This window comes from Thauera carbonicopians (assembly GCF_025699485.1).
GTDB lineage: Bacteria > Pseudomonadota > Gammaproteobacteria > Burkholderiales > Rhodocyclaceae > Thauera.
Map to the genome: position 1 here is coordinate 439,686 of NZ_JANUXN010000001.1, position 17,348 is coordinate 457,033.

The 17,348-nt window shown below is 67.3% G+C and carries 16 protein-coding genes; 9 read left to right on the forward strand and 7 right to left on the reverse strand.

The features are described 5' to 3' along the window. Positions 1-72 precede the first annotated feature (72 nt). A complete protein-coding gene (ppk1, locus tag NX068_RS02190; RefSeq protein ID WP_263459652.1) occupies positions 73-2,154 on the forward strand; it encodes a polyphosphate kinase 1 in 2,082 nt (693 codons plus the stop codon). 83 nt (positions 2,155-2,237) lie between these two features. On the opposite strand, the gene NX068_RS02195 is transcribed toward ppk1, so the two are convergent. Then, positions 2,238-4,442: a RelA/SpoT family protein gene (locus tag NX068_RS02195; protein WP_263459653.1), complete on the reverse strand. Its 2,205-nt coding sequence runs from the start codon at positions 4,440-4,442 to the stop codon at positions 2,238-2,240. Between the two features lie 210 nt (positions 4,443-4,652). Here NX068_RS02195 and NX068_RS02200 point away from each other — a divergent pair, with 210 nt between their 5' ends. From NX068_RS02200 to NX068_RS02215, 4 genes are all read left to right on the forward strand, one after another. Beyond that, entirely contained in the window at positions 4,653-5,546 is an 894-nt protein-coding gene (locus tag NX068_RS02200) for a DMT family transporter (protein ID WP_263459654.1), read from the forward strand. Between the two features lie 4 nt (positions 5,547-5,550). Further along, on the forward strand, positions 5,551-6,348 hold the full coding sequence (locus NX068_RS02205) for a M90 family metallopeptidase (RefSeq protein ID WP_263459655.1): 798 nt from the start codon (positions 5,551-5,553) through the stop codon (positions 6,346-6,348). Next, positions 6,324-6,788, forward strand: coding sequence for a flavodoxin family protein (locus tag NX068_RS02210; RefSeq protein ID WP_263459656.1), 465 nt, complete (start codon positions 6,324-6,326; stop codon positions 6,786-6,788). The genes NX068_RS02205 and NX068_RS02210 overlap by 25 nt, the downstream gene beginning before the upstream one ends. Positions 6,789-7,000: 212 nt before the next feature. Next, entirely contained in the window at positions 7,001-7,438 is a 438-nt protein-coding gene (locus NX068_RS02215) for a host attachment protein (protein ID WP_263459657.1), read from the forward strand. A 207-nt stretch (positions 7,439-7,645) separates the two neighbouring features. Here the strand turns inward: NX068_RS02215 and ispF are convergent, their stop codons facing one another. Both ispF and ispD read right to left on the reverse strand, forming a co-directional pair. After that, the gene (gene ispF / locus NX068_RS02220) at positions 7,646-8,143 is read right to left on the reverse strand and encodes a 2-C-methyl-D-erythritol 2,4-cyclodiphosphate synthase (RefSeq protein ID WP_263459658.1); all 498 of its coding nucleotides are present in this window, start codon (positions 8,141-8,143) and stop codon (positions 7,646-7,648) included. Further along, positions 8,140-8,871: a 2-C-methyl-D-erythritol 4-phosphate cytidylyltransferase gene (gene ispD, locus NX068_RS02225; protein WP_263459659.1), complete on the reverse strand. Its 732-nt coding sequence runs from the start codon at positions 8,869-8,871 to the stop codon at positions 8,140-8,142. The genes ispF and ispD overlap by 4 nt, the downstream gene beginning before the upstream one ends. Positions 8,872-8,957: 86 nt before the next feature. On the opposite strand from ispD, the gene amrA reads away from it, so the two are divergent. Together amrA and NX068_RS02235 are read left to right on the forward strand one after the other, a co-directional pair. After that, complete coding sequence (amrA, locus tag NX068_RS02230) at positions 8,958-9,551, forward strand: AmmeMemoRadiSam system protein A (RefSeq protein WP_263459660.1); 594 nt, start codon at positions 8,958-8,960, stop codon at positions 9,549-9,551. After that, positions 9,548-10,231, forward strand: coding sequence for a dienelactone hydrolase family protein (locus NX068_RS02235; protein WP_263459661.1), 684 nt, complete (start codon positions 9,548-9,550; stop codon positions 10,229-10,231). Before amrA ends, NX068_RS02235 begins: the two co-directional genes overlap by 4 nt. 16 nt (positions 10,232-10,247) lie before the next feature. Here NX068_RS02235 and NX068_RS02240 read toward each other — a convergent pair whose 3' ends face one another. Both NX068_RS02240 and NX068_RS02245 read right to left on the reverse strand, forming a co-directional pair. Continuing rightward, positions 10,248-10,940, reverse strand: coding sequence for a nitroreductase (locus NX068_RS02240; RefSeq protein WP_263459662.1), 693 nt, complete (start codon positions 10,938-10,940; stop codon positions 10,248-10,250). A 45-nt stretch (positions 10,941-10,985) separates the two neighbouring features. Beyond that, entirely contained in the window at positions 10,986-11,783 is a 798-nt protein-coding gene (locus tag NX068_RS02245) for an alpha/beta fold hydrolase (protein WP_263459663.1), read from the reverse strand. 239 nt (positions 11,784-12,022) lie between these two features. Between NX068_RS02245 and mfd the strand changes: the two genes are divergently transcribed. Both mfd and NX068_RS02255 read left to right on the forward strand, forming a co-directional pair. Then, entirely contained in the window at positions 12,023-15,511 is a 3,489-nt protein-coding gene (gene mfd / locus NX068_RS02250; RefSeq protein ID WP_263459664.1) for a transcription-repair coupling factor, read from the forward strand. A 16-nt stretch (positions 15,512-15,527) separates the two neighbouring features. Beyond that, positions 15,528-16,511, forward strand: a complete 984-nt coding sequence (locus NX068_RS02255; RefSeq protein WP_263459665.1) for a magnesium and cobalt transport protein CorA — start codon at positions 15,528-15,530, stop codon at positions 16,509-16,511. A gap of 12 nt (positions 16,512-16,523) precedes the next feature. Here the strand turns inward: NX068_RS02255 and NX068_RS02260 are convergent, their stop codons facing one another. Both NX068_RS02260 and NX068_RS02265 read right to left on the reverse strand, forming a co-directional pair. Next, positions 16,524-16,868 carry a hypothetical protein gene (locus NX068_RS02260; RefSeq protein ID WP_263459666.1) on the reverse strand — a complete coding sequence of 115 codons (345 nt, stop codon included), beginning with the start codon at positions 16,866-16,868 and terminating at the stop codon, positions 16,524-16,526. A 59-nt stretch (positions 16,869-16,927) separates the two neighbouring features. Further along, entirely contained in the window at positions 16,928-17,326 is a 399-nt protein-coding gene (locus NX068_RS02265) for an ATP-binding protein (protein WP_263459667.1), read from the reverse strand. Positions 17,327-17,348: the final 22 nt, after the last annotated feature.

Consider the following 17,348-nt stretch of genomic DNA (forward strand, 5'->3'; position numbering starts at 1 on the left):
GCCGCTGTCATGATCCTGCAACGAATATGTCACATAATCGAGACGAACCTTCATCCGCGAACCCGGACCGCCATGTACGCCCCGAAGAACGATCGCAGCTACCCCACCGACCATTTCATCAACCGCGAGCTGTCCCTGCTGCGGTTCCAGCGCCGCGTGCTCGCACAGGCCGCCGACCCGACGGTGCCGCTGCTCGAACGCCTGCGCTTCATGTGCATCGTGTCGAGCAACCTCGACGAGTTCTTCGAGATCCGCGTCTCCGGCATCAAGGAGCAGATCCACCTCGGCAGCCGCAAGACCGGCCACGACGGCATCTCGCCGCGCGACCTGCTCGAACGGGTCAGCGACGAGGTGCACGACATCATCTCGGACCAGTACGAACTGCTCAACGACGACATCCTTCCCGCGCTGGAAAAGGAAGGCGTGGTCTTCCTGCGCCGCAGCGAATGGACCGAAACCCAGTTGAAGTGGATTCGCGACTACTTCATGGACGAAGTGATGCCGGTGCTGACGCCGATCGGGCTCGATCCCGCGCACCCTTTCCCGCGCGTGCTGAACAAGAGCCTGAACTTCGCCGTCGAGCTGGAAGGGCGCGACGCCTTCGGCCGCGATTCCGGTGCCGCCATCGTCCAGGCGCCGCGTGCGCTGCCCCGCGTCATCCGGCTGCCGCGCGAGATCTGCGCCCAGGAATACACTTTCGTGTTCCTGTCCTCGGTGCTGCACTCGCATGTCGGCGAACTGTTCTCGGGCATGAACGTGCTCGGCTGCTACCAGTTCCGCGTCACGCGCAATTCGGACCTGTTCGTCGACGAGGAAGAGGTCAAGGACCTGCGGGTGTCGCTGAAGGGCGAACTGCAGCAGCGCCACTACGGCGACGCCGTGCGGCTGGAAGTCGCCGACAGCTGCTCGAAGGAGATGGCCGCGTTCCTGCTGCAGCATTTCCATCTGGAGCCGGACGACCTCTACCGCACGCCGGGCATCGTCAACCTGGTGCGCCTGATGCAGGTGCCCGACTGGGTGGAGCGCCCCGACCTCAAGTACCCGCCCTTCGTGCCGGGCATCCCGAAACCGCTGGACAAGCGGCGGCAGATCTTCGCCGTGCTGCGCAATCACGACGTGCTGCTGCACCACCCCTTCCAGAGCTTTGCGCCGGTCATCGACCTGCTGCGCGCGGCGGCGGACGACCCGCTGGTGCTCGCGATCAAGATGACGGTGTACCGCACCGGCACCGACTCGGTGCTGATGGAGCACTTGGTGCGCGCAGCGCAGAAAGGCAAGGAAGTGACCGTGGTGCTGGAACTGATGGCGCGCTTCGACGAGGAGGCGAACATCAGCTGGGCCAACCGCCTGGAAGAAGTCGGCGCGCATGTGGTGTACGGCGTGTTCGGCTACAAGACCCACGCCAAGCTGCTGATGGTGGTACGGCGCGAGGAAGACGGCCTGCGCCGCTACGTGCACCTGGGCACCGGCAACTACCATCCGCGCACCACGCGCTTCTACACCGACTTCGGCCTGCTGACCGCCAACGAGGAAATCGGCGAGGACGTCGCCACCGTGTTCAAGCAGTTGACCGGTCTGGGCACCGCCAGCGAACTGCGCCATCTGTGGCAGGCGCCGTTCACGCTGCAGCCCAAGGTCGTCGAGGCGATCAAGCGTGAGGCCGAGATCGCCCGCGAAGGCCGCCGCGGCCGCATCATCGCCAAGATGAACGCGCTGCTCGAACCGGAAACCATCGAGGCGCTGTACGAAGCCTCGCAGGCCGGCGTCGAGATCGATCTGATCGTGCGCGGCCCCTGCGCGCTCAAACCGGGCGTGTCCGGCCTGTCGGACAACATCCGGGTGCGCTCGGTCGTCGGCCGCTTCCTGGAGCACCACCGCATCTTCCATTTCCATGCCGACGGCGACGACCTGATGTTCCTGTCCAGCGCCGACTGGATGGAGCGCAACTTCTTCCGCCGCATCGAGATCGCCTTCCCGGTGCTCGATCCGAAGCTGAAGCGGCGCGTGATGAAGGAAGGCCTGCGCCCCTACCTCGGCGACAATTGCCAGGCCTGGGAAATGCATTCGGATGGCCGCTACCGCCGCCGGAATCCGCGCGGCACGCGTCGCGCCGCACAGATGATCCTGCTGAAGGAGCTTGCCGCCAGCAGTTGAGCAGGCGGCACGAAGGGTATCGGGGGCTGCATCGCCCCCGTTCGCCCCACCGGCCCGGCTTCAATGCTTCCGGTAGCGGCGCATCACTTGCGCTGCGCGTCGATCACGCCGGACACCTCGCGGATCAGCGTGATCGCACGCTGGACCTGCTTGATGCCGTTGACCTCCATCGTGAAGCGCATGTAGGCCGTGCCCTTCTTGGTCAGCGTATTCACCGCGATCACGTTCAGCTTCTCGCGCGACAGCACTTCGGAGATGTCGCGCAGCAGGCCCTGGCGGTCCATTGCCTGCACGGTGATGTCGACCTGGTACAGCGCCGTCTTGCTGTCGGTCGCCAAGCCGCCCCATTCCGCCGAGATCACGCGCTCGGGATGCTTCTGCGCCAGCAGCTGGAAATCATGGCAATCGACCCGGTGAATCGAGATGCCGCGTCCGCGCGTGACGAAACCTTCGATCGCATCCGGCGGCGCCGGCTTGCAGCAGCGCGACAGCGAAGTCATCAGCTTGCCGACGCCGACGATCAGGATCTTGTCCGAGTTGTCGCCCGAGCGGCTGCGGCTGACGACGAAATCCGGCTCGGCCGGCGCTTCCGGCGCTGGCGCGCTGCCTTCGCGCAGCGCCACCTGCACCGAACGCGGCCCCACTTCGCCACGGCCGGCGGCGAGGAAGAGCGCCTCGGCGTTCTTGAAGCCCATGCGTTCGGCGAGGCCGTCGAGATTGGCCTGGCTGTGGCCGTCGCGCTGCATCTCGCGCGCGACGAAGCTGCGGCCGCGCGCGAGCAGGTCTTCCTCGTCGAGCTGGGCGAAGTGCTGCTTGATCTTGTTGCGCGCGCGCGAAGTGTTGACGTAATGCTGGCGTGCATCGAGCCAGTCGCGCGAAGGGCCACCCTCCTTGACCGTGACGATCTCGACCGTCTGGCCGTTTTCCAGCGGCGTGTTCAGCGGCATCAAATGGCCGTCGATCTTGGCCCCGCGGCAGCGGTGGCCGAGGTCGGTGTGCAGGCGGTAGGCGAAATCGATCGGCGTCGCGCCGCGCGGCAAATCGACCACCTTGCCCTGCGGCGTCAGCACGTACAGCGTGTCGTCCAGCGAAACGCGCTTGAACTGCTCCATCCACTGCGCGGAGTCGGTGACTTCGTCGCGCCAGGACAGCAGGTTGCGCAGCAGCGCGATCTTTTCATCGTAGTCGGAGCCGGACTGCGAGCCTTCCTTGTAGCGCCAGTGCGCCGCCACGCCGAGTTCGGCGTGCCTGTGCATGTCGTAGGTGCGGATCTGCACCTCCAGCGCACGGCCGTCGCCCGCCAGCACCGCGGTATGCAGCGACTGGTAGTTGTTGCCCTTGGGCTTGGTGATGTAGTCGTCGAACTCCTTGGCGATCGGCTGCCAGATCTGATGCACGAAGCCGAGCACCGTGTAGCAGTCCTTGACCTCGTCGACCAGCACGCGCAGTGCGCGGATGTCGAACACCTGCGAGAAGTCGAGCCGTTTCTTGCGCATCTTGTTGTAGATGCTGTAGATGTGCTTGGCCCGGCCGGTGATCTCGGCCTTGATGCCGACCGCCGCCAGTTCGGCCCTGAGGCGCTCGATCGCGTCCTGGATGAACTGCTCGCGCTCCACCCGGCGCTCGTCGAGCATCTTGGCGATGCGCTTGTAGGTTTCCGGCTCGATGAAGCGGAAGGAAAGGTCCTCCAGCTCCCACTTGAGCTGCCAGATGCCCAGCCGGTTGGCCAGCGGCGCATAGATGTCCAGGCTCTCGCGCGCCACATCCACCCGCGCGTCGCCCGGCAGGTCGGTGTAGAAGCGCAGCGTCTGCGTGCGCGACGCCAGCCGCACCAGCACCACGCGGATGTCCTCGACCATCGCCAGCAGCATCTTGCGCAGCACTTCGGTCTGGGCGCGGATCTCGGGCGCGGTGGCGGTGGTCGTCATGCGCGTCAGCACGCGCAGGCCGTTCAGCTTGTGCAGGCCGCGCACCAGATGGCAGATGTCGGCATCGAAGCGCGACTCGATCTCTTCGGCCGGATCGTCCACTTCGTCCCACACCGCGAACAGCAGCGCGGCGATGCGCGTGTCCGCGTCCAGCCTCAGCGACGCCGCGATCAGCGCGGTGCCGATCGCATGGGTCCAGGCCGGCTCGCCGGTGCCGAGCACCTTGCCTTCGTACAGCTCGGAGATCCATTCGAGCGCGGATTCGATCCTGTCGCGTTCTTCGGCCGTCAGGCCGGCAGCGAGCATGTCGACCGGGGGGGCGGTGTCGCCCTGGGAGATGGCGTGAGTGACGGAAACCATGGCGGCTGATTATCCCATACCGGCGGGCTTTTCGAACCTGTCGTCAGGCCGCGGGAAATGTATGGAAATGCGGCATGCCGGTGCAGGCGGATCGGGCCGGCGGCGGGCATGCGCTTCGCAGCGGCATCCGTGCTGTGCGATCATCCCCGGCCTGCGGCGCGCGCCACGATCGAGTGCCGCCCCCCGAAACGACTCTAGGCCGAAGCACCGATGCAGCGTCTCAACGCCAATCCCTACCTCCTGCTCACGCTCACCGCCCTGTTCTGGTCGGGCAACATGGTGATGGGCCGTGGCATCCGCGCCGACGTGCCGCCGCTCGCGCTCGCCTTCTGGCGCTGGGTGATCGCCCTCGCCCTGGTCGCGCCGTTCGCGCTGCCGCACCTGCGCGGGCAATGGGACAAGCTGCGCGCGGCCTGGCCGATCGTCGTCGTGCTCGGCCTGCTGAGTGTCGGCGGCTACAACACGTTTGCCTATCTCGCCCTGCAGCACACCACCGCGACCAGCGCCACGCTGCTGAACTCCTTCATCCCGATCGTCACCATCGCCTTCGGTTTCCTGTTCTTCGGCAGGCGCCTGAGCCGTGCCGAGGCGGTCGGCGTGGCGGTGTCGCTGCTCGGCGTGGCCGCGATCGTCAGCCGCGGCAGCCTGGAAACCCTGCTCGGGCTCAGCCTCAACACCGGCGACCTGTGGATGCTGGCTTCGGTGACGGTGTGGGGGTTGTACACCGTCGGCCTGCAGAAGCGCCCTGCCGGCGTCGATCCGATGCTGATGCTGGCCGCCTTCACCGTGGTCGGCCTGCTCGCGCTGGCGCCGGCCTACGCCTGGGAGCTGTCCGAAGGCCGGCACATCAACCTCAACCCGGCATCGCTCGGCGGCATCCTCTACACCGGCATCTTCCCCGGCTTTCTCGGCTACGTGTTCTACAACGCCGGCGTCGCCGCAGTGGGGCCGGCGCGCGGTTCGCTGTTCATCCACCTGATGCCGGTGTTCGCAACCATCCTGGCGGCGATCTTCCTCGGCGAGCGGCCGCAGTGGTACCACTTCGTCGGCATCGCGCTGGTATTCGCCGGCATTTTCCTGACCACGCGCAAACCCTCGAGCTGATCCCATGTTCGAACGCATCCGCCGCTGGCTCGGTCTGGCCACCCCGCCGACTTCGGTTCCCGACAGCCAGTGGGAGCGAGTCGAGGCCTGGCTGCCCTTCCTCGATTACCTCGACCCGGACGACCGGCCTCGCCTGCGCCGGATGGCGCTGGAGTTTCTCGCCGGCAAGCAGTTCCACGGCGCCAACGGGCTCGAGCTGGACGACGACATCCTGCTCTGCATCGCGCTGCAGGCCTGCCTGCCGGTACTGAACATCGGCCTGCAGGCCTACCACGACTGGGTCGGCGTGATCGTCTATCCGGGCGATTTCCTCATTCCCCGGCGCGAGTACGACGAGGCCGGCGTGCTGCACGAATACGAGGACGAGGTGCTGGGCGAAGCCTGGGAAGGCGGACCTGTGCTGCTGTCCTGGTTCGGCGGCGAAGGGCAGCCGGCAGGCGTCAATGTCGTGATCCACGAGTTCGCCCACAAGCTCGACATGGAGAACGGCGGCGTCGACGGCCTGCCGCGGCTGCGCTCCGACATGTCCCGCCGGGCCTGGGCAGCCGCCTTCAGCCAGGCATACGAGGAATTCTGCGGCGAAGTGGACAGCGGCATGGAAACCGACATCGACCCCTATGGTGCGGAGCATCCGGGCGAGTTCTTCGCCGTCGTTTCCGAAGTGTTCTTCGAAGCGCCCCATGTGCTGCAGCGGCGCTTTCCGCAGGTGTATGCTCAACTCGCCCTGTTCTATGGCGTCGACCCCGCCCAGCGGGAAGCCCTGTTGAGAGGACGCGGATGGCACCAGCCAAGCGCCTGCTGATCGTGCATCACACCCAGTCGGGCAACACCGGCATGCTGGCCGAAGCGGTGTTGCGCGGCGCCGGGCGCGTCGATGGCGTCGACACCCGGCTGATGCGCGCCTTCGACGCCGGCACCGGCGATCTGCTGGCCTGCGACGGCCTGCTGCTCGGCACGCCCGAGAACTTCGGTACCATGTCCGGCGCGCTGAAGGATTTCTTCGACCGTACCTACTACCCCTGCGAAGGCAAGCTCGTCGGCCTGCCCTACGCCGTCTTCGTCAGCGCCGGCAACGACGGCACCGGCGCGGTGCGCGAGATCGGACGCATCGCCAACGGCTACGGCTGGAAACAGATCGCCGAGGCGTTGATTGCACGCAAGGAGATCACCGCCGGGCATCTGGATGCCGCCGAAGAGCTCGGCGAAGCGATGGCATCCGGGCTGGCGATGGGAATTTTCTAGGCGGGCTCCTGAAGCAAGGGCTCGCGGATCGCCAGAGCCTGCGGCGCTTTGCGGGATGCAATCCGTTCATCGAAACGCGCTTCCACACTGTGATACCAAATGAGTTTGGCAGGATCGAAACGAGTGACTAAGCTGAACGAGTGCCGCTCCATCGGCACCCCTTTGGTGCATGGCACGGTACGTCATCCTTTTCACGCAACGGAGGTCGTCTCATGGCAATAACCTGGATTTTGGTTGCCAACGCCAGCCTGGCGAAGCTGTATGCGAATCTCGGTCCCAACAAGGGACTCACGCTGGTCAAGGAACTGATCCACCCGGAAAGCAGGCAGAAGAACTCTGAACTCGTCACCGACCGCTCGGGCGCGATGGGTGCCAACGGCGGTGGCGGATCGATGCAGCCACAGACACTCCCGAAACAGCACGAAGCCAGGGTCTTCGCCCAGGAGATCGCCCAGGCCCTGTACCAGGGGCGGGCGGCGAACGCCTTCAAGCGCGCCATCCTGGTCGCGCCGCCGGCTTTCATGGGCATGCTCAACACCGTGATCGACGGCCCGACGGCGCAATTGATCAGCGACCGCTTCGAAAAGGATTACACCAAGACGACCGAGCCGGAACTGAGCCAGCGGCTCGCTTCGGCGATCTATCTGTAAATCTATCTGTAATGCCGCAGGAACGGCGTTTTCGGAGGAGGATTCATTTGAGCGGATACGACATCCCACTCGATTCGATCTGAACCATTCCGATTCATTTCCGACAAGCCTCCGTCCAGGAGGCTCGACGGCGCAAGGGGTGCGATACCCGGCGCCGTTACGCAGAGCGCGGGGCCGGCGTGCCAGACACGCGGCCCCGCTGCCGTTTCAGGCGGCCCCGTCGGCGCGCGCCAGCAAGGCCACGACCTGGGTCGCGATCCCTTCTCCACGTCCGGTGAAGCCGAGCTTCTCGGTGGTCTTGCCCTTGATGTTGATCGCGCTTGCGTCCATGTCGAGGTCGGCAGCGATGTTGGCGACCATCGCCGGCGCATGGGGCATGATCTTCGGCGCGGCGCAGATGATGGTGGCGTCGATGTTGACCACCTGCCAGCCCGCCGCACGCACGCGGGCGAAGGCTTCGCGCAGCAGCACGCGGCTGTCGGCACCGGCATGCTGCGGATCGGTATCGGGAAACAGCCTGCCGATGTCGCCCAGGCCGGCCGCCCCCAGCAAGGCATCGGTGACGGCGTGCAGCAACACGTCGGCATCGGAGTGGCCGAGCAGGCCGCGCGGGAAGGGAATCGTCACGCCGCCGATGATCAGCGGCCGGCCGGGCACCAAGGCGTGGACGTCGAAACCCTGGCCGATGCGGAACGGAACATTCATTGCCTGGCTCCTTCGCGGTTCTGCAGAATCCACTCGGCCAGGTGCAGATCGAGCGGATAGGTGACTTTCAGATTGGTGGCGTCGCCCTGCACCAGGCGGGGGCGCAGGCCGGCGGCTTCGATCGCGCTGGCCTCGTCGGTGACGTCGGATGCGCCCTCCAGCGCCCGGCGCAGCATCACGTAGCGGAACATCTGCGGCGTCTGCGCCTGCCACAGGCTGTCGCGCGGCACCGTGGCGGCGACGTGGCGGTGGTCGTCGGCCCGTTTCAGCGTGTCGGCCACCGGCACCGCCAGCAGCCCGCCGACTTCGTCGTGCGCCAGTTCGCGCACCAGCTTGTCGATATGCCATGCCGCCAGGCAGGGCCGCGCAGCATCATGGACCAGCACCCAGTCGGATGGCGCGGCCTCCTTCGAGATCGCACGCAGGCCGCCGAGCACGCTGTCCGCCCGCGTCGCACCGCCGCAGAACAGCGGCACGAGCTTGCCGCCCAGCACCGACCAGTCGTGCCGCGACCACTCGGCATCATCCACCGACAGCACGACGAAGACCTTGTCGATGTCCGGCGAAGCGCACAGCACCGACAAGGCGTGATGGATCAGCGGACGGCCCAGCAGCGGCAGATACTGCTTGGGCCGCGCAGCGCCCATGCGCGAGCCGCTGCCCGCGGCGGGCACGATGGCGAAATGGCGGGCCCGGGGGCGGGCTTGTGTGTTTTGCATGGCGCGCATTCTAACCGCGCCCGACGGCGCCGGGCCGCATTCTGCGAGGCGTGGAGGTATGATTCGGGGGCCTGCCATCCGCCCTCCTCCTTTCCATGCCACTCGCCCAGCCCCGGACCGAAGCCACCCCCGACACCGACCTCGGCCCGCAACTGCTGCGCCTGGCGCGCGAGGCCATCGCCCACCATCTCGGGCTCGGCCCCGCACCCGCGCCGGGCGATGACCCCGCGCTCGACGAACGCGGCGCCACTTTCGTAACCCTGATCGTGGCGGGCGAACTGCGCGGCAGCGTCGGCAGCATGCGGCGCAGCCGCTCGCTGGCGGCCGACGTGGTCGCCAACGCAATCGCCGCCTGCCAGGATCCCCGCTTTCCGGCGCTCGACGCGGCGGCATTCGCACAGGCGGAAATCGAGGTTTCGCTGCTGGACGAGCCCGAGTTCATCGATTTTGCCGACGAGGCCGACCTGCTTCGCCAACTGCGCCCGCAGCAGGACGGCGTGATGCTGTTTACCGGTTGCCGTGGCGTCACGCTGCTGCCGCACATGTGGACCCGGTTGCCGCGGCCGGAGCTGTTCCTCGCCGCGCTCAAGGAGAAAGCCGGCATTCCGCTCGAACGCCCGGTGGACGGGCTGATGGCGGCACGCTACGGCGTCAGCAGCTGGCGCAGCGACGGGAAGCCCGCATCGTGAAGCTGCGCCACACTCCGCTCAGCATTCCGGCGCATGGCGACTGGCTGACCGGCATGCTTGCCCACGCACCGGACGTGCGGGCGCTGGCGCTGTGCATCCATTCATCGGGCCGCTCGCTGGAGCAGTCTCCGCTCGACGGCGCACCCGGACCGCTGGGGCCGGCACTGCAGGCCGCCGGCTTCGCGACGATGACGGTCGAACTGCTGACCGGCGACGAAGCGCTGCACGATGCCGATGCCGCTTTCAACATTCCGCGCCTCACCGAACGCATCCTCGCCGCGGTGGACTGGGCCATCCACCAGCCATCGCTCGACCGCCTTCCGCTCGGCCTCGTCGCTGACGGCACCGGGTGCGCCGCGGCGATCCGCGCGGCAGTCAACGCACCGGAAAGCTTCACCTCGATCGCCTGCCTCGGCGGACGGCCCGACCTCGCCGGCGCAGCCCCGCTGCGTGCGGTCCGCACGCCGGCACGCTTCGTCGTCGTGCCGGAAAGCCCGGATGCGCCGATGCTGGCATCCGCCTACGCGCTGCTCCAGGGCGAGCGCGACTGGCTGGCGCTGCCGGCTGCCGGCGAGCACGATCGGCAGCGGCACGCCGCACAGGCCGCCAGCGACTGGCTGGCATCCCATCTCCCGCCGGCGGACGAAACCGATCCCGGGCAGCCGCCTCGGTCCGCCTGAGCGCCCGGCATCCCCCTCAGTCGCGGAAGCTGACCCACTCGTCGAGCGCCATGCGTTCCGTGCGCAAGGCATTCTCCGGCGCCTCCGGATCGGCGTGGCCCATCGACATCGCGCAGATCAGGACTTCGCTGTCGGGAATGCCGAGCTCCTGCTTGATGATGCGATGGAACTGGATCGGCGCGACCTGGGGGCAGGTGTCCAGCCCGCGCGCCTTTGCCGCCAGCATGACGTTCTGCAGCAGCATTCCGCTGTCGAGCCACGAACCCTGCTCCATGATGCTGTTGACGCTGAAGATCAGGCCGACCGGCGCGTCGAAGAATTTGTAGTTGCGGGCGAACTGCTCGTGCATGCGCTGCGCATCGCCTTTCTGGATGTTCAGCAGGCTGTACAACTGCCTGCCGACCTGGCGGCGGCGCTCGACGTAGGGCGACACCCACTCCCTGGGGTAATAGACATAGGGCTCGACGTGGGTCGCGGCCTCGCCGGGATCGTCGAACACGGCGAGTATCTTGTCGGACACCCTGGCCTTGGTTTCCCCGGTCAGGACCCAGACCTTCCACGGCTGGATGTTGGTGCCGGACGGCGCGCGCGAAGCCACGGCGAGGATCTCGGCAATCGTCTCCCGAGGCACGGCGCGCGGCAGGAAGGCGCGGCAGGAATAACGGCTGTTGATGACTTCGTCGACTGCTGACTGGAGGGAGCTGCTCATGCGAGGAACCTCGGGAACGGACAGGATTGTTGAAAGCCGCCGCCTTCAGGCGACGCCGTCGAGAAAACGCGAAACCAGTCGGATCACCTGCTCGGGGCATTCACGGTGAGGCACATGCCGTATGCCGGGCATGATCTCGACACGTGCCGGACCGCCGGCAAGTTCGCCGATCAGCTCCGGGTGGCGCGGGCTGCCGTATTCATCCTCCGCGCCATGAATGGCGAGCAGTGGACACTCGACCCGAGGCAGCACCGGCCTCAAGGACCAAGGCGCGAACACGGGGCTCAGCCAGGTGCCGATCCAGGCCTCCAGCACCCACTCTGCCTTGTCTCCATGGTATTTCGCCAGCCGTTCGCGCTGCACCGGGTCCTTGAACAGCTCGCGGGCCTCCTCGAGGCCCGCGACGGTCCGGTCCTCGACGAAAGCCTGGGCCGACTCGGTGATGAGCGCCGCACAATCACCGGCATGGCGGACGGCGCAATTCACCGCCATGCCGCCGCCGACGCTGTGGCCGAACAGGATGAAACGGCCGATCTCCAGTTGCCGCAGCAGCGCTGCAAAGCCCGTCTCCGCCTCGGCCGCGATGAAGTCCAACGGGAGTCTGCCCGAATACGCATCGGAACGGCCGAAGCCGAGGCGATCGTAGGCCAGTACCCGCCTGCCGGTGCCGGCGCACAGGGCCGCGGGGAAATCCCGCCACAGCTCCACGCTGCCGAGCGAATCGTGCAGCAGCACGATCGGGGTGCGATCGCGGCCCGACGGGGGCGGCGACCATTCACGTGCATACAGGCGGGCGCCGCCGGCCTCGATCCAATGGTCGCGGGTGTCGATGTCGTGAAGCACTCGAATCGTTCTCCTGGGCTGGGGGGTGGGGGGCCGCATGATGGCGCCGGCACATCATGCACCACCCTTCTTGTTTTCGTTCGCGGGATGATGTGTCGAAAATTACGTTAACGTCAACGTAATGAAAGCAGGCAATGGCCGCTCCATGATGAAAAACCCGCTGGCGGACGAAGGCGGCGGGCAACGGCCGCCCGGGCACTCTCTATAATCGCGTCTCCAGAACGCGCAACACCGGTGCAATGCCCTCCCCTCAGTCCCCTTCCCAGCTCCCCTCCCCCCTCGATCCGCTGCTGCCCCTGCTCGCCGCCTGTGCGCTGCCCAGGCCCGGCGCCCGCCTCGAGCTTCCCGCCTTCGCCGGCTCGGCCGATGCGCTGGCGGTCGCCGCGCTGGCGGCACGCGCCGGCCGGTTGCTCGTCGTCACCGCCAACCCGCTCGACGCCCAGCGCCTGCAGGACGAGATCCGCTGGGTCGCGCCCGAACTGCGGCTGCACCTGTTGCCCGACTGGGAGACGCTGCCCTACGACAACTTCTCGCCCCATCAGGACCTGATCTCCGAGCGGCTGTCCTCGCTGTACGCGATCAGCCGCGGCGAGGCCGACGTGGTGCTGGTGCCCGCCTCCACCGCGCTTTACCGCATGGCGCCGCCGTCCTACCTGGCGGCCTACACCTTCTTTCTGAAGCAGGGCGAGCGCCTCGACGTCGAGGCGCTGAAGGCGCAGATGACGCTGGCCGGCTACGCCCACGTCACCCAGGTGGTCAGCCCGGGCGAGTTCTCGGTGCGCGGCGGCCTGGTCGACCTGTATCCGATGGGTTCGCCGCTGCCCTTCCGCATCGACCTGTTCGACGACGAAGTCGAGAGCATCAAGACCTTCGATCCGGACACCCAGCGCACCGTCTATCCGACCACCGAGATCCGCCTGCTGCCGGCGCGCGAGTTCCCGCTCGACGATGCCGGGCGCACCCGCTTCCGCAGCCGCTTCCGCGAGACCTTCGAAGGCGACCCGACGCGCGCGGCGATCTACAAGGATGTCTCCAACGGCATCGCCCCGGCCGGCATCGAGTACTACCTGCCGCTGTTCTTCGACGAAACCGCCACGCTGCTCGACTACCTGCCCGCCGACACCACGGTGCTGCTGCACCGCGACGTGCCGGCGGCGATCGCCGAGTTCTGGCGCGACACCCGCTCGCGCCACGACCTGCTGAAAGGCGACCGCAGCCGGCCGGTGATGCCGCCGGAACAGCTCTTCCTCAGCGACGAGGACTTCTTCGGCGCGCTGAAGGCGCGCCCCCGCCTGGTGCTGGGTGCCGTTGCCGGCGCCGAAGGCGGCGAGGCCATCGCCCGGCCGCTGCCCGAGCTGTCGGTCGAGCGCAAGGCCACCGACCCGCTGCACAAGCTGAAAGCCTTCCAGGCCGGCGACTGGTACCAGCGCGGCGGCCGCATCCTGCTGCTGGCGGATTCGCCGGGACGGCGCGAGACGATGGCCGAATTCCTCGCCGAGTTCGGCCTGAAGCCCGAGGCGATGACGGATTTCGGCGCCTTCATCGAAGGTGACGTCCGCTTCGCGCTCGGCACATCGCCGCTCGCCAGCGGCTTCCTGCTGTCCGAGGCCGGGCTGGCGATCGTCACCGAAGCCGAGCTGTACGCCGCCACCGCCCGTACCCGCACGCGCCGCGACAACCGCAAGGCGGCGACGATGGAAGGCTGGCTGCGCGACCTGTCGGAACTGAAGGTCGGCGATCCGGTGGTGCACGTCTCGCACGGCATCGGCCGCTACCTCGGCCTGATCCACATGAACCTCGGCGAGGGCGACACCGAGTTCCTGCATCTCGAATACAGCAACGGCGACAAGCTCTACGTGCCGGTATCGCAACTGCACGTGATCACCCGCTACGCCGGCGCCGACCCGGAAGCGGTCGACCTGCACCGGCTCGGCTCCGGCCAGTGGGAAAAGGCCAAGAAGAAGGCCGCGATGCAGGTGCGCGACACCGCCGCCGAACTGCTGGCGCTGTACGCCCAGCGCGCCGCCCGTCCCGGCCACCGCTTCGACTTCCAGCAGCACGACCTCGAAGCCTTCGCCGAAGGCTTCGGTTTCGAGACCACGCTCGACCAGCAGTCTGCGATCGACGCCGTGGTGGCCGACATGAAGTCCGGCCGGCCGATGGACCGCCTGGTGTGCGGCGACGTCGGCTTCGGCAAGACCGAGGTCGCGCTGCGCGCCGCCTTCATCGCCGTGCAGGACGGCAAGCAGGTGGTCGTGCTGTGCCCCACCACCCTGCTCGCCGAACAGCACTACCAGACCTTCGCCGACCGCTTCGCCGACTGGCCGGTGCGCATCGCCGAGCTGTCGCGCTTCAAGTCGGCCAAGGAACAGGCCGAAGCCCTGCAGCAACTGGCCGAAGGCAAGGTCGACATCATCATCGGCACCCACCGCCTGCTGCAGAAGGACGTGCAGTTCAAGCGCCTGGGGCTGGTCGTCATCGACGAGGAGCACCGCTTCGGCGTGCGCCAGAAGGAGGCGCTGAAGCAACTGCGCTCGGAAGTCGACATCCTGACCCTGACCGCGACGCCGATCCCGCGCACGCTGGGGCTGGCGATGGAAGGCCTGCGCGAATTCTCGGTGATCGCCACCGCGCCGCAGAAGCGGCTGTCGATCAAGACCTTCGTGCAGCCCTCCAGCCGCGGCACGATCCGCGAGGCGGTGCTGCGCGAATTCAAGCGCGGCGGCCAGGTGTACTTCCTGCACAACGAAGTCGACACCATCGAGAACATGCGCAACGACCTCGAGGAACTGCTACCCGAGGCCCGCATCGTCGTCGGCCACGGTCAGTTGCCCGAGCGCGAGCTGGAGCGCGTGATGCGCGACTTCACCCAGCAGCGCGCCAACCTGCTGCTGTGCACCACCATCATCGAGACCGGCATCAACATCCCCACCGCCAACACCATCATCATCAACCGTGCCGACCGCTTCGGCCTGGCGCAGCTGCACCAGCTGCGCGGCCGCGTCGGCCGCAGCCACCACCAGGCCTACGCCTACCTGCTGACCCAGCCGGGCGCCAAGCCCTCGGCCCAGGCGCAGAAGCGGCTGGAAGCGATCACGATGATGGAAGACCTCGGCTCCGGCTTCTACCTGGCGATGCATGACCTGGAGATCCGCGGCGCCGGCGAAGTGCTGGGCGAGAACCAGTCGGGCGAGATCCAGCAGGTCGGCTTCAGCCTCTACACCGAAATGCTCAAGCGTGCGGTCAAGGACCTGCAGGCCGGCAAGGAGCCCGACCTCAGCCAGCCGCTGGAAGTGGTGTCCGAGATCAACCTGCACACCCCGGCGCTGCTGCCGACCGACTACTGCCCCGACGTGCAGGAACGCCTGACGCTGTACAAGCGCCTGGCCAACTGCGAGACCGACGAGGACCTGCGCGCGCTGCAGGAAGAGCTGATCGACCGCTTCGGCGAACTGCCGCCGCAGACCACCGCGCTGCTCGAAACCCACCGCCTGCGCATGCTCGTCAAGGACTACGGGGTACAGAAGCTCGATGCCTCCGACGCCCAGATCAGCGTGCAGTTCGCCAAGGACGCGCCGATCGACCCGGTCAAGGTCATCTTCCTGATCCAGAAGGACCGCAGCATCAAGATGGCCGGCCCGGAAAAGCTCGTGCGCCGCACCGCGCTGCCGAACCTGAAGGACCGCGCCAAGGCCGTGAAGGATCTACTCGACGCGGTGAAAGCCTGACCGACCGGAGGCCGCCATGCTCATCAACTGCACCGCCTACCAGCACGGCCGCAAGCTCGTCGACCTGCCGGTCGAGCGCATCGGCGACTACCTGACGCGGCCGGACACTTTCGTCTGGGTTGCGCTCGAGGACGCGACGCCGGACGAACTGGCGGTGATGAAGCGCACCTTCGACCTGCACGAGCTTGCCGTCGAGGATGCCAACCACGGCCACCAGCGGCCCAAGGTCGAGGAATACAACGATGGCGACGACGGCAGCACCAGCCTGTTCGCCGTGATGCATCTGATCGACGAGCGCGAAGGCAGCCTGCACATCGGCGAAGTCCATGTCTTCGTCGGCGCCAACTACATCCTGTCGGTGCGCAACGACAGCCCGCGCGACTTCGCCGGCGTGCGCGCCCGCTGCGAGCGCGAGCCGCGGATGCTGGCCAAGGGCCCGGGCTACGTGCTCTACGCGCTGATGGACGCGGTGGTGGATCGCTACTTCCCGCACATCGAAAAGCTCGAGACCGAAGTCGAGGCGCTGGAAGAACGCATCTTCACCAGGGGCGCCGCACGCTCCAACATCCGCCGCCTGTACCGCCTCAAGCGCAAGGTCACGCTGCTCAAGCACGCCGTCACGCCGCTGATGGAAGCCGCCGGCAAGCTGCACAGCGGCCGCGTGCCCGACGTCTGCAGCAAGAGCCGCCACTATTTCCGCGACGTCTTCGACCACCTCGTCCGCATCAACGCCTCGCTCGACGGCATCCGCGACACCATCGCCACCGCGATCCAGGTCAACCTGGCGCTGGTCACCGTCGACCAGACCGAGATCAGCAAGCGCCTCGCCGCCTGGGCCGGCATCTTCGCCGTCGCCACCGCGCTGGCCGGCATCTGGGGCATGAACTTCAAGTACATGCCCGAGCTGGAATGGAAGTACGGCTACCCGCTGGCGCTGGCCACGATCGCGGCGCTGGGCGGATTCCTGTACTGGCAGTTCAGAAAGGCGAAGTGGCTGTAGCGCCGGGCGAACTCATGAGTCCCGTTTCGCCACCGTCGCACCGCAGTCCTCGATATTGACGTAGACCTTGTCGCCGACCTGCAGGCTCGCATCTGCCGCTGCCAAAGGCGCGGCGCGTGCATAGGGCCGGCCGTTGCGCAGGAAGGCGACGACGACATAGGGTTCATCCGCCTGGCCGGCAGCCGGACCGCGCCGGCAATCGTAGTACGAGGGCCGCTCCAGCGCCCGGGCCGGGCCAATCTCGACCACCGTCCCCGCACGCCAGCCCGCTTCCCGCGGATGCTTGTCCACATCGGCTCCCGCGCCGGCATGGGCGGCGAGGCCGGCCAGGACAAGGCCTCCGATCATCGATTTCATCTGCATTTCCGTCTCCGGTCGAGCCGCCGCCACGGTGCTCGCGTAGCGGCGGCAGGTTCTCAGTTCAGCGAGAAGCGCGCCGTCGCCGCCGGCTTGCCCGGCAGGCTGAGGACGGCCACCAGCTTGGTGCCGGCGCCGACGTTGAAGGTGCCCGTCGCTTCCAGGTAGTCGCCGGCCGGCTTCAGTTCGACGTCCTGCTTGCCGGCGGCGGAAAGCAGCGTGAGCTTGGCGCTGCCGCTGGAGACATCGACCGGCGTGCCGTGGTCGCGGACGTGAAGCCGGATGCGGTCGGGCGCGGCGACGAGCTCCAGGTCGAGGCCGCGGGCCTCGGCCAGCACGCCGCCGTGCAGCGCCGCGTGCTCGTGCGGATGGTCGTGGTCGTGACCGTGGTCATCGGCGGCGAAGACCGGTCCGGCAAGCGCCAGGGCGGCGATGGCAATGAATTTCGAGAGTTTCATGTCTGCTCCTTTCGGGGTCGTG

Bases quoted from the DNA above. Each gene is read 5' to 3' on its own strand.
- ppk1 (WP_263459652.1), top strand. From the start codon at position 73: ATGTACGCCCCGAAGAACGATCGCAGCTACCCCACCGACCATTTCATC.
- NX068_RS02195 (WP_263459653.1), bottom strand. From the start codon at position 4,442: ATGGTTTCCGTCACTCACGCCATCTCCCAGGGCGACACCGCCCCCCCG.
- NX068_RS02200 (WP_263459654.1), top strand. From the start codon at position 4,653: ATGCAGCGTCTCAACGCCAATCCCTACCTCCTGCTCACGCTCACCGCC.
- NX068_RS02205 (WP_263459655.1), top strand. From the start codon at position 5,551: ATGTTCGAACGCATCCGCCGCTGGCTCGGTCTGGCCACCCCGCCGACT.
- NX068_RS02210 (WP_263459656.1), top strand. From the start codon at position 6,324: ATGGCACCAGCCAAGCGCCTGCTGATCGTGCATCACACCCAGTCGGGC.
- NX068_RS02215 (WP_263459657.1), top strand. From the start codon at position 7,001: ATGGCAATAACCTGGATTTTGGTTGCCAACGCCAGCCTGGCGAAGCTG.
- ispF (WP_263459658.1), bottom strand. From the start codon at position 8,143: ATGAATGTTCCGTTCCGCATCGGCCAGGGTTTCGACGTCCACGCCTTG.
- ispD (WP_263459659.1), bottom strand. From the start codon at position 8,871: ATGCGCGCCATGCAAAACACACAAGCCCGCCCCCGGGCCCGCCATTTC.
- amrA (WP_263459660.1), top strand. From the start codon at position 8,958: ATGCCACTCGCCCAGCCCCGGACCGAAGCCACCCCCGACACCGACCTC.
- NX068_RS02240 (WP_263459662.1), bottom strand. From the start codon at position 10,940: ATGAGCAGCTCCCTCCAGTCAGCAGTCGACGAAGTCATCAACAGCCGT.
- mfd (WP_263459664.1), top strand. From the start codon at position 12,023: ATGCCCTCCCCTCAGTCCCCTTCCCAGCTCCCCTCCCCCCTCGATCCG.
- NX068_RS02255 (WP_263459665.1), top strand. From the start codon at position 15,528: ATGCTCATCAACTGCACCGCCTACCAGCACGGCCGCAAGCTCGTCGAC.
- NX068_RS02260 (WP_263459666.1), bottom strand. From the start codon at position 16,868: ATGAAATCGATGATCGGAGGCCTTGTCCTGGCCGGCCTCGCCGCCCAT.
- NX068_RS02265 (WP_263459667.1), bottom strand. From the start codon at position 17,326: ATGAAACTCTCGAAATTCATTGCCATCGCCGCCCTGGCGCTTGCCGGA.